Source organism: Agrobacterium salinitolerans (assembly GCF_002008225.1).
Taxonomy (GTDB): domain Bacteria; phylum Pseudomonadota; class Alphaproteobacteria; order Rhizobiales; family Rhizobiaceae; genus Agrobacterium; species Agrobacterium salinitolerans.
On sequence record NZ_MRDH01000023.1, the window covers coordinates 127,317 to 144,194 of the forward strand.

Sequence of the window (16,878 nt, forward strand, 5' to 3'; positions counted from 1 at the left end):
AATCGGTCCTTATTGCTTTGCGGCCGGGACAGCGCTCTCGCTGCCGGCGGCGGCAGTGACATCGGGCTCCGGCGACCACGGTTCCGGCTTCACCTTCGCGCCCGGCGCGGTTTTCTGGAAACCTTCGGCAACCACGCGGTCACCATCCTTCAGCCCCTCCGAAATCACCCAGCGATCACCGATGGAGCGTCCGACGCTCACGCGCCGCTGTTCGACCGTGTCTTCGGCATTCACGACAAGAACGCTTGCCTGCCCGCCCGCGTCGCGCTGCACCGCCTGCTGCGGCACGGCAAAGGCCGCCTTCTGGATACCCTGCTGGATCTGGACGCGAACATACATGCCCGGCAAAAGATCGCCATTCGGGTTGGGGAATTCGCCGCGCAACGTCACCTGGCCGGTGGTTTCATCCACCGCTGCCTCGGAGAACAGCAGGCGGCCAGACACCGGATAACGGCTGCCATCATCAAACAGCAGGTTGACTTCGGCCTCGTTCTTGCCGGTCATCAGCTGGCCGTCTTGCAGCGCCTTGCGCAGGCGAATGAGATCGGCGGCCGGCTGGGTAAAATCGGCATAAATCGGATCGAGCTGCTGGATCGTCGCCAGGCTTTCAGAACCGGTCGCGCTGACCAGCGCGCCTTCGGTGATGCGCGCCCGGCCGATGACGCCGCTGATCGGCGCCTTCACATCGGCATATTGCAGATTGAGCCTTGCTTCCGCAACGCCTGCCTCCGCCACCGCCACTTCGGCATCGGCCTGCGCCAGCAAAGCGACGGCATTGTCGAATTCCTGCTGAGAGCCGACATTGGAGCGGCGCAGCTGCTGCTGACGGTCGGCGGTCTGCCGCGCCTGCAGTTGCGCAGCCTGCGCCCGGCGCAGCGTGCCTTCGGCGCTATCGACGCGCACCTGGAAGGGTGCGGGATCGATCCGGTAGAGCACGTCGCCTTCCTTCACCAGCGAGCCCTGCTCGAACACCCGCTCGACGATGATGCCGGAAACGCGCGGACGTACTTCGGCAAGCCGCGTCGGCGCGATGCGTCCCGGCAATTCGTTGGTGATGGGCAGTTCTTCCGGCTTCACGGCCACGACCTTGACCGCACCGGGCGGCGGGGCGGCGGGCGCGGACGCCTGCTCGTCGCTACACCCGACCAGGACGATGCCTGTCAACAACACCGCTACGATCTGCCCAAATCTCTTCGCCATACTGCGCTCCGAATCCATAAAATAAGTCACATTTACATACATACTAATACGTATGTAAAATTTCGGCAATAGAATTGCTGCAGTGCAAAAGCGCTCTCACGCGCTTGTGAAGATGTGTGCGACCCTGAAAGAACACCAAGGAAGAGCGGAACCGTGAAATGCGAGGGAGAGTCGGGCCAATTGCGCCGACGTCATCCTCGGGCCTGTCCCGAGGATCTGCCACCGTATCGATTTTATTCGACGTGGTTAGATCCTCGGCACAAGACCGAGGATGACGTTGAGGGAATGCTCACCCTTCATCACCGACTTCAAGAGACTGCAGCCTGTCCGGAAATTTAAACCGGACAGCAGTAAGACAAGCGCAGGGATGTCGTCGAGACCATGCAAACCGTCGCGGAAGACAAGAACTCCCCTCGCCTTTCCTTAGAACAGGCGCTTCAGCGAGGAGGCTTCCGGCTGCGGGCCGCCCTTCGTCGTGTCGTTATTGTCGGCGGCTCTGTTGCGCAATGCCGCATAATAGGCGTTCTTCTGCTCGTACATATTCATGTCCGCCCGGCGCACCAGCGATTCCATCGTCTCGCCGGCCTCGCTGGTCGCCAAACCCAGCGAGAGGCTTAGCGGCGCGCTGGAATAGAACTGGTTGTTGATCTTCAGCAGTTCGTAGACGGTTTCCACCATGGCGGCGGCGACCTGCTTGTCGGCGCCGGGGAGAAGGATGGCGAATTCGTCACCGCCGATGCGCGCGGCATGGTTCGGCGCAGTCACCACACCGTTCAGCACCTCACCCACCCGCCGCAGCAACGCGTCGCCGGCATCGTGGCCGAGCTTGTCATTGGCATCCTTCAGGCCGTTGAGATCGATGACGATGGCGGAAACCGGCCTGAGCGCGCTGCGCTCCAGCCGGTTCAGCTCGTCCGAATAGAAAGCGCGGTTGTGCAGCTTGGTCAGCACATCGTGCTTGCCGAGATACTCGAGGTAGGCTTCCGCCTTCTTGCGCGCGGTAATATCCGTCAGCGCCACCTGCACCAGCGACCAGTCGTGCTCATGGCCCGGAAAAACGGAAAAATGCAGGAGAACGTGCCGCTCCGAGCCATCAAGCGCATAATTCACCACCTCGCGATGGTGGGTGAGATTGCCGTTCCAAAGCTCCATCAGCTGTTCCCGGAACGGCTTTTCCATCTCACCACGGAAAATATCGCCTAGCCGCTGCAACAGAACCTGCCGGTCCGGCGCGCAGAACAGGTCAAGCGTCGCGCGGTTGACGTCGATGACGCGGATTTCGCTCATGCATTGCCGCACGAATTCGGGATGCACATCCATGAACACGCGGAAATCGACGATGCCGCGGTCCCTGACCTCCTCGATCAATCGCCGCACCCGGCTGAAATCTTCCACCCACAGGGAAACGGGTGAGTGTTTGAACATACCTTCGGCATAACGACGGTTGAGAAGCTCCTTGCGGCGGGCTTCCTCCCGCTCCGTCACATCCTCGGTGGTCAAAAGCAGCCGCCCGAGTGTTTCTTCGTGGCCGGGAATGACCGCGCCGCGCAGCTGAATATCCAGTCGCTTGCCGCCGATTGAATAATTGACCGCGTTGCTGGTGAACTCCGTCTTGCCCGCCCAGAGTTCGGAAAGCTCGTTCACATGGCTTTCCAGCATGTCGTCACGAAAAATCCGGTGCAGATTGTCAACGAGATGCGCCTGATCACGGGCCTCGAACAGCTCCAGCGTCCTGGGGTTGACCTTAATCACACGGATTTTCTGCGAACAGGCCGCTACCCTTGATAAATCTTCGAGAAGAAACGCCCTGATATCCTCCACGCCCTGAGACCGCCAGATATCGAACTGGCTTTTCACCTCGCTGAAATCTTCTATCCACATCGCCACGGGCGCAAGATTGAAGATGCTGGTATCGGTCGTCTCACTCATGCGGGCATTCTTCTTGAGGTAAATGCGGATGAAGGCCGAAAGGGTGCGGGGCAGCAATGGCCGCCCGCATCTCCGGATTTATTAGGGATATTCGATTTAACGCAAGCATTTATCGCGCAAACCGTCAGATTGGGCGATAATTCCTGAGCTTTGTGACTATGATGCCCGTTACCAGAGCTTCACGTGGCGGTTCACATCCTTGTAGAGCAGGTAACGGAACCGGCCCGGTCCACCCGCATAACAGGCCTGCGGGCAATAGGCGCGCAGCCACATGAAGTCACCCGCCTCAACTTCTACCCAGTCCTCGTTCAGCCGGTAGACGGCCTTGCCTTCTAGGACATAAAGACCATGTTCCATCACATGGGTTTCCATGAAGGGAATGGTCGCGCCCGGCTCGAAGGTAACGATGTTGAGATGCATATCATAGCGCACATCTTCCGGATCGATGAAACGGGTCGTTGCCCATTTGCCTTCCGTGTCAGGCATGGCCGACAGGGCGACCTCGTCTTCATGCGAAAAGATCGCCGGCGGCAGCTCCAGCCCGTCAACCGCCTGAAACGCCTTGCGGACCCAATGGAACTTGACCGGCGCCTTGCCCGAATTGCGAAGCCGCCAGCGGGAACCGGCAGGCAGGAAGGCGAATGAACCCTCCCGCAGCGCGTGCTGCACGCCCTCGAATTCCACGGTCATTTCGCCGTCAACGACGAAGATCGCGGCTTCAGCCCGCGCGTCCGGTTCCGGCCGCTCACTGCCGCCGCCCGGCTGCACCTCGACGATATATTGCGCGAAGGTTTCGGAAAAACCCGTCATCGGCCGGGCGATGATCCACGCGCGAGTGCCGGTCCAGTGCGGCAGAACGCTTGTTACGATATCGGACATGACGGTTTTGGGAATGACCGCATAGGCGGTCTTGAACACCGCCTTGCTCGACAGAAGTTCCGTCTGTCCCGGCAGACCACCCATATCCGAATAATATCTCTTCATTTCAGCCATTCCATTCAGCAACGCATTCGGCGCGGATTCTTAAGGCCGCGCCGGCGTTTAATCAAATAGTTATTGGCAAACAGAGATCGGTCCGAAGGACATCACACCTTCTTCCGCATTGTCGCGTAGACGATATTGTGGTTCTCACCGAAAAACACCTCCGCCTCGATGCTCGCAGGATCGGCGCTGGCATTGACGATTCGCCACATATCCGCCTTGGAGCGCAACAGCAGCGCCCAGTTCATGAAGGTTTCCATGTAACCGTCGACGACGATGTCTTCCGAGAAATTGGCGAAGAGGAACATGCCGCCGGGTTTCAGCATCTCCATGCAGCGCCGCGTGAGTTTGATCGCCACGCGGTCGTTCAGATAATCGTAAAGACCGGCCGCATAGATCAGGTCGAAAGTGCCTAGTTCCTGCGTGCGCAGCACGATATCACGCACGGAACCATCGATCGCCTCAATGCAGCTGCCGTTGAAATCACGGGCGACGGAACCGACGCTCAAGGGATCCTGATCGAGCGCCACCCAGCGCTTGATCCGGCCCTCTTTCAGCGCCACGGAGGCATCCGCCTCGCGCAGATGGCCGGAAGCGATGGTGAGGATTTCCGTCTCATCGCCATGCCGGGCTGCGGCCTCGTCAACGAACCGCGTCAGCAAATCGCGCCGCTCGCGCACGGCGACCGAGGAACTGGCGTCCTTCGTGTAGTCGTAAAGGGCCGCACCGAGCGGCGTGGCCTTTTTCACCAGTTCCGCAACGCTGTCGTGGCCATAAATGAAATCCAGCAACTGCGCGTCGCCCGAATAGCCACGCGGCTTTTCGAAGGACCAACGCGTGAACGGGTCTTCCAGAAAACGGTGCGAAACGGGGTGATTCTGTACCAGCGGTATCAGTTCAGCCCACACGCTGGAGTGGAGCTTATCACGCAGGAGATGAAGTGCACCTGCTATTCTATGTATTATCTCACGTGCTGAAACACGATTGTCGAATTGCTGTTGTGCCAATTCGAGAATGAGCGCCACCTCTGCTTTCGCAACTGCGAACTGCTCATCGAATGTTTCCGTTCTGCGCGCAAAAATCTCCTTTGCGACAGTATCCGGGGTGATCAGACTTGCCCCGTCAAGATTTTTTTTCTTTACCCGCACCACTTCAGCCTCCAGTATTAACACATTGTTAACTATACGTTTCTGGGAGGCGGATGGCCACTCGCTTTCGATTTTTGAGCGGTGTAGGGATACATTAGTAAATTAGCGTATTTTTTTGGTCACACTCGTGAGGACGGGAGAAAGCAGATACGCGATTTAGTGAAACTTAATGTTGCGAACGTATAATGCGTTCTTCCTTTCCATGTTCTCCGCACGCATCGGCAGAGATCGACGGGAACCCGCAACGGGTGCGGAAGCACACGGAAAAGTGGAATAAGCAGTTACTTAATAAAGTATACGCAACACTATGGGAAAGTGCATGAAGCACACATTGGGAGAGGTGAGTGGACAGCAAGACTATCGGCGGCCGGACTCCCGGTTTTCTGATGAACTTCTTGCCCTTTACCAGCAGGAAGGTGAACGCAGCCGCCGCGGTTCGATCCGCCGGGGCCTGTGGACCGCTGTTTTAATCTATCTGCTATTTGCCGCAACCGACATCATTCTCATACCCGACGTCGCGTCCTATACCATTCTTGCACGCTTCGCCGTCGTCCTGTCATCCCTGCTGACGCTGGAAATCCAGCTGCGCAAGGGTGCAAGTACTGCCGCGCTCGATCTCACCTGCGCCACGGCTCTCGTCATGGGATATATCGGTTGGCTGCTCCCTTCGCTGTTGACCGACAATACTGAAAACATGTCCTATTACATGGTTTTCGGGGCAATATTCATGATGGGCGCCAATCTGTTTTTCACCTTCCGCTTCCATCTGTCACTGGTGTCTTCAGGTATTATTCTCGTCTCCTATTTTGTGGCGGCTATGCAGTTTCCCGAAGATGGCTTCTACAAGATCGCCTTCGGCACCTTCTACATTTCCTGCTTCGTCTTCACCTCTTACGTGAACTGGAACCTGAACCGGGAACGCTACCATGTGTTCGTCAACGCACTGGAGGCGAAGGCCCAGCAAAAGGCGGCGGACGAGCGTGGCCAGGCGCTGTTGCGGCTTTCAAATACCGATTCCCTGACGGGCCTGCAGAACCGCCGCGCCATCGACCACCATCTGCGCCTTCTGTGGGAAAATTGGATCAGGAAGGAAGAAGGCTTTGCCGTTTTCCTCATCGACGTCGACTTCTTCAAGAAATACAACGACCGTTACGGCCATCAGGAAGGGGACAAATGCCTGGTGACTGTGGGCAACGCCCTGCAGGATGCGATCACCGAACACGGCGCTTCCATCGGCCGCTATGGCGGCGAAGAATTCATCGTGCTGGCGCCGTTCAAGACCAGGCAGCAGGTGGGTGAGCTTGCCGAGACGATCCGCCACACAGTTGAAAGTCTGTCGCTCCCGCATGACCAGCGCCGCGATGGCACCTTCATTGTCACCGTCAGCATCGGTGCGTCGTTCACCCGTCCCAATCCGGACGGCAAATTGGAAAAGATCATCAATGAAGCAGACCGCGCGCTCTATATAGCCAAGGGCAATGGCCGCAACTGCATGAAGCTGTTCGATCCGAACGATCCGCAGACCAGCGACGAGACCGAGAATATTGCCGCCCTGCTGAAAATCGCCGTCGCGGAAAATCTGGTTTCCCTCGTCTATCAGCCTATTCTCAACGTTTCGACCAACGAGACGGCAGGGGTAGAGGCGCTGATGCGGCTCCGCCTGCTGGATGGCACTCCTGTCGCGCCTGGCGTCTTCATTCCAATTGCCGAACGTACCGGCACGATCATGGAACTTGGCCTGTGGACCATCAAGACGGTTTGCAAACAGATCCTGGCCGATGACACGGTGGCCGTCGTCAGCGTCAACGTCTCGCCGATGCAATTGAAGAATCCCGGTTTCGCAACCTCGGTGGCCGCCATTCTCGTGGAGGCCGGCATTGCCGGCAACAGGCTCGCCTTCGAAATCACCGAAGGCGTCGACATGGAAATGCACTCAGACGTGCTACGGTGTCTGAACGACCTGAAAACGCTTGGTATCAATATCTGGCTTGATGATTTCGGGACCGGTTTTGCCGGGCTCTCCTGGCTGCGCATGACGGATTTCGATACCGTCAAGATCGACCGCTCCTTCCTGCACGACAGCAAGGCCCCGCGCGGACGCGCGATGCTGCAGGACATGATCCGCCTCATCCGCAATCGCGGCCACAAGATCCTGATCGAAGGCGTGGAGACCGAGGAACAGCTAAGACTCGTGCGGCAGATGGAGATCGACTACGCGCAGGGTTATTATATTGGGCGTCCGGTCGGGGCCGAGAGGCTGAGCGCGGCGGCGGCGCCCTATCCGCGCCCCAACATGCTGCTGCGCCCCGCCTGATCCAGCGATGTCAGCGCAGACTGCCCTCATGTACTGGCCGCTTTAATGATAGGCGGGCAGGCTGAGCAAGAATTTTTCCGCAAGTTCTGAAAAGGCCGCCCGTGTGACGGGATCGACAGGAGCGCCTTCCCTCTCCCGCCTTGCCGCCACCGCCCACTCCCGGTCACCTGGCGCCATGACCTTGCAGTCTTCCCGCACAGGGGATCCGCGCAGGACCTCGAGATAACGTTTCATGCCCTCGTCGAACACGTCGCGCTCCAGGAAGGCCTCCGGCTTCAGTGCCAGAACAAAGGCTCCGAGCCCGCGCGGCGTTGAAAAATCCGGCCCGCCCATGGGAGCGAGATCGAAACTGAGCTTCATGCCGGAGAGAACAGCGCTGAAAATCTCGACCATTCCCGCAAGCGCCGCGCCCTTGAACCCGAACTCACCGCCAACAGGGGCAAGCATCTCGGCCGCATTGGGATCGCGCGTATCGACGCCGTCGCCATCCGAAGCGACGCCTTGCGGCAATTGCTGGCCAAGGCTGCGGTAAAGCAGAACGCGGTTATAGGGCACGGCACTCGTCGCCATATCCAGCAGCCAGGGCATGCCGTCCGCTGCCGGCACACCGATGGCAATGGGGTTGGTACCGTGGAAACGCATGGCGCCATCATGCAGGCGCACGAAACTGTCGGAATTGCAAAAGGTGAGGCCGATATAACCCTGCCGCGCCGCTTCCAGCGCATAAGCGCCGGCGGGGCCGAAATGCGATGAGTTACGGATCGCCACCGCGCCAATGCCGAATTTTTCCGCGAGCGCCATGGCGCTGTCCATCGCCGCATAAGTCGCGCGGGCGCCATGGGCATGGTCGGCGTCGATCGTCTCCACCGCACCGAAGCCCGAAACGCGGCGGATCTGCGGTCGCCGATTGAGACGTCCACCTTCGAGCGCGGTAATATAATGGGCGAGCAGGCGGACACCGTGGCTGTCCACACCGAGCCTTGTGCCGTGCATCATGGCGCGCGTCGCCGCATCGGCCGTTTCGTCATCGGTGCCGGCGGCCAGGAAAACGGCGCGGCAAAACCGCTCCAGCTCATCCAGCCTCGCCAGGACAGTGGCTTTTTCAGTGCTGTGCGCCATAAGGGAATCCTCCCAATTCCAGAATCCATGCCGCACAAGCTATTCACGGGGCGCGTTTTTGCAATCGAATATCGCGCGCCCGAAGGCTCAATCAGTCTTCCGTTCCCGTGGCATCGTAAGAAGAGCGTTCGCCGGCGATGATCGCGCGTTTGCCGACATGATTGGCAGGCCCGACAATGCCTTCCTGTTCCATGCGCTCGACCAGCGAAGCGGCGCGATTATAGCCCACGGACAGGCGGCGCTGGATATAGGATGTGGAGCATTTCTTGTCGCGCATCACCACCTTGACAGCCTTCTCGTAGAGATCGTCGCTATCGTCCTCACCCATGGCGGTCTTGTCGAAAACAGCGGCTTCCTCTTCCACATCTTCGTCGGTCTCGTCGGCGTCTTCGGTAACGGTGCCGAGATATTCCGGACGTCCCTGCGTCTTCAGATGCGCGACCACCTTTTCCACTTCCTCATCCGAAACGAAGGGGCCGTGGACACGGGCGATGCGGCCACCACCCATCATGTGCAGCATGTCGCCCTGGCCGAGCAGGTGTTCCGCGCCCTGTTCGCCAAGGATGGTGCGGCTGTCGATCTTCGAGGTTACCTGGAAGGAGATGCGGGTCGGGAAGTTGGCCTTGATCGTGCCTGTAATGACATCGACCGACGGGCGCTGCGTTGCCATGATGAGATGAATGCCCGCGGCGCGCGCCATCTGCGCCAGGCGCTGGATCGCCCCTTCGATTTCCTTGCCCGCGACCATCATCAGGTCAGCCATTTCATCGACGATGACGACGATGTAAGGCATGGCCGTGAGGTCCATTTCCTCCTGCTCGTAGACCGCTTCGCCGGTGGCGCGATCAAACCCGGTCTGCACGTTGCAGAATACCGTCTCACCCTTGGCGCGGGCGGTAGCGGCCCTTGCATTATAACCGTCGATATTACGCACGCCGAGACGTGACATCTTGCGATACCGGTCTTCCATCTCACGCACGGCCCATTTCAGGGCCATCACCGCCTTTTTCGGATCGGTGACCACAGGCGTCAGCAGATGCGGAATGCCGTCATAAACCGAAAGCTCGAGCATCTTGGGATCGACCATGATCAGGCGGCACTCTTCCGGCTTCAGGCGATAGAGCAGTGAAAGGATCATGGTGTTGATGGCGACCGACTTGCCCGAACCGGTGGTGCCCGCGACAAGAAGGTGCGGCATCTTCGCCAGTTCGGCGATGACAGGTTCGCCGCCGATGGTCTTGCCGAGGCAAAGTGCGAGCTTCTGGCGGGTCTCGGCGTAGTCGGTCGCTTCGATCAATTCGCGCAGATAAACCGTCTCACGCACCGGGTTCGGCAATTCGATGCCGATGACATTGCGGCCGGGTACGACGGCGACACGCGCGGAAAGCGCCGACATGGAGCGGGCGATATCGTCCGAGAGGCCGATGACGCGCGAGGACTTGACGCCGGGCGCGGGCTCGAATTCGTACAGCGTGACGACCGGGCCTGGACGAACATCGATGATCTCGCCCTTGATGCCGAAATCCTCCAGCACGCTTTCGAGAAGACCGGCGCTCTGCTCCAGCGCTTCCGGCGTCATGGTCGTGGTCTGCTGGACACGGGCTTCCTGCAGAAGATCGATGGAGGGGTATTCATATTCGCCTTCGGCAAAGACAGGCGCGTCGCGGAACATCGGCTGCGAGGCCTGGATGGGTGCGCGCGGCGTAAAGCGCGGCTCTGCCGTAATTCTCTCAACCGGCTGAACCTGCTCCACAGGTTTCGGCGCTTCGGCAACCATTGGCGTTTCCGTAACGGCCGGCGGCGCGACTTCCTGTTCAACGACCGGAAGGGCCGCAGGAACGACGGACTGGCGCACGCCGATCTCGCGGTAAAGCCGGATTGCGGAACCACCCGGCACGGTAATGACCGGAGGCACGGACGAAAGTACGGCCGCCGCGGCCGCCGGCGATGCAAAGGCGACCGGCGCGACAACAGCAGGTGCCGTGACCGAATTTGCAAGAACGGCGCGCGCGGACGCGGAGACGCCCTCGCCGGCAGCGCCCGGCAGATCAAGCGTCATCACTTCCCAGAACAGCTCATCAGGCAGATGGGCGGCGAAAGCTGGAATGGCAGCCTGCGGCGCGGTGGTCTGAACTGCATCGATGGCGGGTTCGACGGATGGCGGCTGAACCGGCGAGAATATCTGCTGCGCGGGCGCTTCTGAAGCTAGGGAAACCTCCGCCTGAACCGGCGCCCGGGCAGCGGCAGCCGCCTCTTCCGCCTGCTTGCGGGCAAGCTCCAGCCGCAATTTGTAGGTCAACGCCCTCGCACCCCGGGCCTCCGGCGGCTGCGGCAGGAACGGCATGCGCGGCGGCGGCATGCGCGGCTCCGCCGGCTTTATGACCGGCTGAGAGACAGGAGCAACCTCCTGCTGCACAGCCTGTTGCTGCTCCACCACTTCCGGCTCCGGTGCTTCAGCCGGAGCGACAGCCAGGACTTCCTCCTCCGGAATATTGGGGGTCTCGACCGGCATGCGCCGCGCAAACGCGCTTTCCGGCGTGCGGGTGAAACGGACATTCGGGCCGAGCACGAAAGCATTCTGCCAGCCGGGCATCTCGGCGCGGCCTTCGATGGCGTCGGCTGCGCTGACATCGGCATTCGGCTTGGGTGCCGCGCCGGCCTTCATCGCCGCCGTCTGCTGACCGGCAACCGACTGGCCGCCGGCATGACGAGCCTTCTCGCTCCCCTCCCCTACGCTATTGGACGAATTCTGGAATCTGGATCGGGAGAAGCTCATGGCAGCGTGCACACTCATCATAAACGTACATATTTCGGTCTCCCTGAAATAAAAAATAAAGGTTAATTACCCCTTTCCAAACGGGGTCGACGAGGTAGATTTTCGTTTCGTCCACAGGCGGCACGGGGCACATGCCATCGAGGGAACGGCACTCCAACCACTTAATTTTATTAGGTTATATCAAATTTTCAGAGCATTACCGAGGGCAAGATGACACGGTGAGAAAAGCGTATTGCCGCCGGAAAGCATATTGTTTCCGCAAAGGTGCGCGCAACGTAAAATCATTGCTGTAAAGCCCGCGAATTAACGTGGACACTGCCGAGGTTGCAGCCTTAAGATCGGCCTGCCGCGGCCCAAGCGGAAAGGCCCGTCCAGCCCTCATTTCCGGAGTGAATCATGTCGCCTGTCCATCTGTCCCGTCGCTCGCTTCTCAAGACCTCGCTTCTTCTTGCCGCAACCACGGGGCTGGCAGGCATTGCCGCTGCGCAGCAGGCGGCGCCCGGCGGAAGGTTGATCGTTGCGGCCGATTCGGAGCCGAAGAACCTCAATCCGGCGATCGTCGCCTCAAACGGCGTGTTTTATATTGCCAGCAAGATCATCGAGCCGCTGGCCGAGGCCTCCTTCAACGGCAAGGACGGCCTGGAACCGCGCCTCGCAACCGAATGGGCGGGATCGGATGACGGGTTAAGCGCCACCTTCAAGCTGCGTGAGGGCGTGACCTGGCATGATGGCAAACCCTTTACCTCCGCGGACGTTGCCTTTTCGGCGCTCTACGTCTGGAAACCATTGCAAAACCTCGGACGGCTGGTCTTTGCCAATCTCGATAAGGTCGACACGCCGGATGAACACACGGCAATCTTCCGCTTCTCCAAGCCAACGCCGTTCCAGCTCATCCGCAACGCGCTGCCGGTCGTTACCAGCGTCGTGCCGAAACATCTTTATGAAGGCACCGATATCGCCACCAACCCGGCCAATACCAAACCGGTCGGCACCGGGCCTTTCGTCTTTGCCGAATACAAACCCGGCGAATATTATCGCCTGACCCGCAATCCCAATTACTGGGGCAAGGACGAACCGCAGCTCGAAGAGATCATCTATCGCGTCTTGCCCGACCGCGCAGGCGCTGCCTCGGCGCTGGAAGCGGAAGAAATACAGCTGGCCGCCTTCTCCGCCGTGCCGCTGGCCGATCTCGACCGCATCTCGAAGGTGCCTGGGATCAAGGTCATCGCCGATGGTTACGAGGCGCTGACCTATCAATTGGTGGTGGAAATCAACCATCGCCGCAAGGAACTGGCCGACCTCAAGGTCCGGAAGGCCATCGCCCACGCCATCGACAAAAAATTCGTCATAGACAAGGTCTTTCTCGGTTACGCCACGGCATCCACCGGCCCGGTACCGAAGAACGCCCCTGAATTCTACACCGACGATGTCGAAACCTATGATTTCGATGTGGCCAAGGCCAACGCCCTGCTGGACGAGGCGGGTTATGCACGCGGCCCGAACGGAACACGTTTCTCGCTGAAACTTCTGCCGGCGCCTTACTTCAATGAAACCAGGCAGTTCGGCTCCTATCTTCGTCAGGCGTTGCAGGAAATCGGCATCGATGCCGAATTGGTCAACAATGATTCAGCCGCTCACCAGAAGGCCGTTTACACCGATCATGCCTTCGATCTCGCCATCGCGCCGCCGGTCTTCCGCGGCGACCCGGCAATTTCCACCACCATTCTCGTGCGTTCCGGCATTCCGACCGGCGTCGGCTTCTCCAACCAGGGCGGTTACGAGAACAAGACTCTGGACGAACTGATCGACAATGCGGCGATAACAGTCGATACGGCGGTACGCACGGCGCTTTACAAGGATTTCCAGAAGCAGGTCGCCGCCGATCTGCCGCTGATCAACGTTGCCGAATGGGGCTTCATTACCGTGGCGCGCGATACGGTCAAACATGTCGCCAGCAATCCCCGCTGGGCCGTCTCCAACTGGGCGGATACGACGGTCGACGGCTGAGGACGCGCCGTGAAGCGTGCAACAACATTGCTGAAGCGTAGGGCAGTCAGCGCCATTCCGGTGCTGCTGATTGTCCTCGTCTTCACCTTCGTACTGCTTGAAAACGCATCCGGAGACGCGGTAGACGCCTATCTCGTCTCCATCGGCGGCGGTGATGCCGGGCTCAGGGATGTATTGCGCGAGCAATATGGCCTGAACGGTTCGGTGCTGGCCCGTTTCTGGCTCTATGCCAGCTCGGTGCTGCGGCTCGATCTCGGCTGGTCGCTTGCCTTCGACCGCCCTGTGCTGGGGTTGATCCTCGAGCGACTGCCGAACACGCTTCTCCTGATGGGCAGCGCTACCACACTCGCCTTCATCCTCGGCACCGGGCTTGGCATCGTTGCGGGGGCGCGTCCTGGCGGGCTGGCGGACCGCGTGCTTTCAACGTTTTCGCTGGCGCTTTACGCCACGCCCGGCTTCTGGCTTGGCCTCGTGCTCGCAATCGTCTTTGCCGTTCAACTCAAATGGCTGCCCACGTCCGGCATCGAAACCATCGCCTCGGGCAAACAGGGATTTGCAAGGGCGCTCGATATTGCCCGCCATCTCGTGTTGCCGGTCGCCAGCCTCGGCCTCATTTATCTCGCGCTTTTCCTGCGCGTCATGCGCACCGCCATGGCGGCGGTCTGGCCGCTGGATTTCGTGCTGTTCGCCAGGTCAAAAGGGCTTTCCAAACGGCGGATCGTGCTGCGCCATGTCGCGCGCAATGCCGCTCTTCCGCTCGTCACCGTGCTTGGCCTGCAGGCCGCAACCATGCTGGGCGGCAGCGTGGTAGTTGAAAGCGTCTTTGCCATTCCCGGCTTTGGCCGGCTGGCGCAGGAGGCGGTCAGCGGTCGCGACACGCCGCTTTTGATGGGCATTATTCTAACAAGCGCCGTCTTCGTCATCCTCGTCAATCTCGCCGTCGACATTCTCTATGCCGTTCTCGATCCGCGCATCGGCAGCGGGGAGCGACAGGCATGAGTTTCGCTCTCCGGCTGCTGCGCAGTTTCGAAGGCGCCACAGGCGCCATCATTCTGGCGCTGCTTGCCGTGACGGCGCTCGCCGCGCCCGTCGTTTTTCCCGGTGACCCGCTGGCCATCGCCGGTGAGCCGCTGATCGCGCCCTTTACGGATGCCGCTTTGCCTCTCGGCACCGACCGGCTTGGCCGAGATGTGCTGGCCGAACTTGCCCACGGCGCGCAGTCCTCTTTGCTCGTTGGCATTGGCGCCGCCGCCGCGGCGCTGGTGATCGGCGCCGTCATCGGCACCATTGCCGGTTTTGCAGGTGGCCTCGTGGATGAAGCATTGATGCGCGTCACCGACGCCTTCCAGATCGTGCCGAATTTCTTGCTCGCGCTCGCCTTCGTCAGCACCATCGGCCCTTCCATGCCCATTGTCATTCTCGCCATTGCGCTCGGCGCATGGGCGGATCCGGCGCGGTTGATGCGGGCGCAGGTCTTGAGCATACGCGAGCGCGATTATGTTCAATCCGCCCGCGCCATCGGCATGCATCCGTTAGAAATCGCCTTCCGGCAGATTTTACCGAACGCCCTGCCGCCGGTTCTGGCGCTGGCCGCCATCATCGTTGCGGCAGCCATTCTCACCGAAGCGGCGCTGTCCTTCCTCGGACTTGGCGATCCCAATATCGTCACCTGGGGTTCTATGATTGCCGAAGGACGTAACGTCCTGCGCTCGGCCGCGTTTTTATCCGTCATCCCCGGCATCGGCCTTCTGGTCACCGTTCTCGGCGTTTATCTTTTCGCAGAAGGCGTCAACAGGGCGATGGCGACGAGGAGGCAAGAGCCATGAGCGGAAATGCGCTATGCCGGATCGACGATCTCAGCGTTTTTTATGCGGCAGGCGATGCACCGGCACTGCAGACTGTTTCGCTGACGATCCGGCAGGGGCAGAGGCTGGCGATCATCGGCGAAAGCGGTTCGGGAAAATCCACGCTCGGCAGAGCCATTGCCGGTCTTCTTCCCGGCAATGCGCGGGTTTCCGGCGATATTTCCTGGAGCCGCGATAGCGGCCTGTTTCACGGCAGGCCGCAGCCCGGACGCGATATCGGTACGATCTTTCAAGATACCGGCGCGACGCTGAACCCGGTTCTCACCATCGGCGAACAGGTGGCGGAAGGCGCCGTTCGGCATCTCGATCTGTCGTGGAGGAAGGCGCGCGATCTTGCCCGCGACCTTCTGGACCGGGTGCGGCTGCCGCATCCTTCCCACCTGCTTGCCGCCTATCCGCACCAGCTTTCCGGCGGCCAGAGACAGCGCGTGGCAATTGCCGCCGCCATTGCCGCCAATCCTTCGATCCTGATCGCCGACGAAGCCACGAGCGCGCTCGATACTGTCAGCCAGGCCGCCATCGCCATGCTGCTGGACGATCTGGTGCGGCGGGAAAACAAAACGCTGGTGTTCATCACCCATGATATCGGCCTCGCCTCCAGCCTTGCCGACGAGATCGCGGTTCTGCGCGCGGGGCTGCTGGTGGAACACGGCCCGACGCGGCGGGTGCTTTCCACGCCTGCCCATGACTATACGCGCGCGCTGCTTGCCGATTATCTCGATCTCTCCACTCCGCCGCTCATCAGCGAGGCCGCGTCATGAACGAAGCCCTTCTGCGCGTCGACGGATTGTCGAAAACCTATCGCACCGGCGCAAGAACAGTGGCGGCGCTTGCCGACATCTCTTTTTCGCTTCAGCCCGGCGAGACCCTGGGACTTGCCGGTCCCTCCGGCTGCGGGAAATCGACGCTGGCGCGCATTCTGATGCGGTTGATCCCGCCCGACGGAGGCACGATCCATTTCAAAGGCCGTGACTGGCTGGCGCTTGACGGAGGCAAGCTTCGTGCCGCCCGCCGGCATATGCAGATGGTGTTTCAGGACACGCATGGCGCCTTCAATCCGCGCGCCAGCGTCGAGGATGCCATCGGTGAACCGCTGCGCATCCATCGTATGGTGAAAAGACGCGACCGCGCGGCGGAAATACACCGTCTTCTCGAGCGCGTGGGCCTGCCCGCCAGCTATGCCGGCCGCTCGGTCTTCGAGCTTTCCGGCGGCCAGAGACAGCGTGTCGCGATTGCACGGGCTATTGCGCTCGAACCGTCGCTTCTCATTCTGGACGAGGCCGTCTCCGCGCTCGATGTTTCGGTTCGCCGGCAAATCCTCGAACTGCTGGTGGAAATACAGCGGGAGACGGCCGTTTCCTGTATTTTCGTCTCCCATGATCTCGCGGTTATCCGCGCCGTCTGCCACCGCGTCGCCATCATGGAAGCGGGACAGATCGTTGAAATCGGCAGGACGGGAAATATCGTTTCGGCGCCGCAATCCTCGACCGCCAGAACCCTGATCGACGCCGCACCGCGCCTGACCATTGCCACGTAAGG

General features: G+C 60.3%; 12 protein-coding genes. 6 read left to right on the forward strand and 6 right to left on the reverse strand.

Translation table 11 applies throughout. The features are described 5' to 3' along the window. Positions 1 to 9: 9 nt before the first annotated feature. The 4 genes from BS627_RS16455 to BS627_RS16475 form a co-directional block, all read right to left on the reverse strand. A complete protein-coding gene (locus tag BS627_RS16455) occupies positions 10 to 1,200 on the reverse strand; it encodes an efflux RND transporter periplasmic adaptor subunit (protein ID WP_077984364.1) in 1,191 nt (396 codons plus the stop codon). A gap of 423 nt (positions 1,201 to 1,623) precedes the next feature. Further along, entirely contained in the window at positions 1,624 to 3,129 is a 1,506-nt protein-coding gene (locus tag BS627_RS16465; RefSeq protein ID WP_077984365.1) for a sensor domain-containing diguanylate cyclase, read from the reverse strand. A 168-nt stretch (positions 3,130 to 3,297) separates the two neighbouring features. Then, complete coding sequence (locus tag BS627_RS16470; RefSeq protein WP_077984254.1) at positions 3,298 to 4,122, reverse strand: bifunctional allantoicase/(S)-ureidoglycine aminohydrolase; 825 nt, start codon at positions 4,120 to 4,122, stop codon at positions 3,298 to 3,300. A gap of 92 nt (positions 4,123 to 4,214) precedes the next feature. Continuing rightward, on the reverse strand, positions 4,215 to 5,261 hold the full coding sequence (locus BS627_RS16475; protein WP_162520321.1) for a class I SAM-dependent methyltransferase: 1,047 nt from the start codon (positions 5,259 to 5,261) through the stop codon (positions 4,215 to 4,217). 316 nt (positions 5,262 to 5,577) lie between these two features. Between BS627_RS16475 and BS627_RS16480 the strand changes: the two genes are divergently transcribed. Next, positions 5,578 to 7,572 (forward strand): putative bifunctional diguanylate cyclase/phosphodiesterase, encoded by a 1,995-nt coding sequence (locus BS627_RS16480; RefSeq protein WP_077984255.1) that lies wholly within the window; start codon positions 5,578 to 5,580, stop codon positions 7,570 to 7,572. Between the two features lie 42 nt (positions 7,573 to 7,614). Here BS627_RS16480 and BS627_RS16485 read toward each other — a convergent pair whose 3' ends face one another. Together BS627_RS16485 and BS627_RS16490 are read right to left on the reverse strand one after the other, a co-directional pair. Continuing rightward, the gene (locus tag BS627_RS16485) at positions 7,615 to 8,691 is read right to left on the reverse strand and encodes an Ldh family oxidoreductase (protein ID WP_165691279.1); all 1,077 of its coding nucleotides are present in this window, start codon (positions 8,689 to 8,691) and stop codon (positions 7,615 to 7,617) included. A gap of 91 nt (positions 8,692 to 8,782) precedes the next feature. Beyond that, entirely contained in the window at positions 8,783 to 11,488 is a 2,706-nt protein-coding gene (locus tag BS627_RS16490) for a DNA translocase FtsK (protein WP_077984256.1), read from the reverse strand. A 375-nt stretch (positions 11,489 to 11,863) separates the two neighbouring features. Here BS627_RS16490 and BS627_RS16495 point away from each other — a divergent pair, with 375 nt between their 5' ends. The 5 genes from BS627_RS16495 to BS627_RS16515 are packed head-to-tail and all read left to right on the forward strand — an operon-like array spanning position 11,864 to position 16,876. Next, positions 11,864 to 13,474, forward strand: a complete 1,611-nt coding sequence (locus BS627_RS16495) for an ABC transporter substrate-binding protein (protein WP_077984257.1) — start codon at positions 11,864 to 11,866, stop codon at positions 13,472 to 13,474. 9 nt (positions 13,475 to 13,483) lie between these two features. After that, complete coding sequence (locus tag BS627_RS16500) at positions 13,484 to 14,473, forward strand: ABC transporter permease (RefSeq protein WP_077984258.1); 990 nt, start codon at positions 13,484 to 13,486, stop codon at positions 14,471 to 14,473. Continuing rightward, the gene (locus tag BS627_RS16505; RefSeq protein WP_077984259.1) at positions 14,470 to 15,300 is read left to right on the forward strand and encodes an ABC transporter permease; all 831 of its coding nucleotides are present in this window, start codon (positions 14,470 to 14,472) and stop codon (positions 15,298 to 15,300) included. Before BS627_RS16500 ends, BS627_RS16505 begins: the two co-directional genes overlap by 4 nt. Continuing rightward, complete coding sequence (locus BS627_RS16510; protein ID WP_077984260.1) at positions 15,297 to 16,100, forward strand: ABC transporter ATP-binding protein; 804 nt, start codon at positions 15,297 to 15,299, stop codon at positions 16,098 to 16,100. Before BS627_RS16505 ends, BS627_RS16510 begins: the two co-directional genes overlap by 4 nt. Further along, positions 16,097 to 16,876 (forward strand): ABC transporter ATP-binding protein, encoded by a 780-nt coding sequence (locus tag BS627_RS16515; RefSeq protein ID WP_077984261.1) that lies wholly within the window; start codon positions 16,097 to 16,099, stop codon positions 16,874 to 16,876. Before BS627_RS16510 ends, BS627_RS16515 begins: the two co-directional genes overlap by 4 nt. Positions 16,877 to 16,878 lie beyond the last annotated feature (2 nt).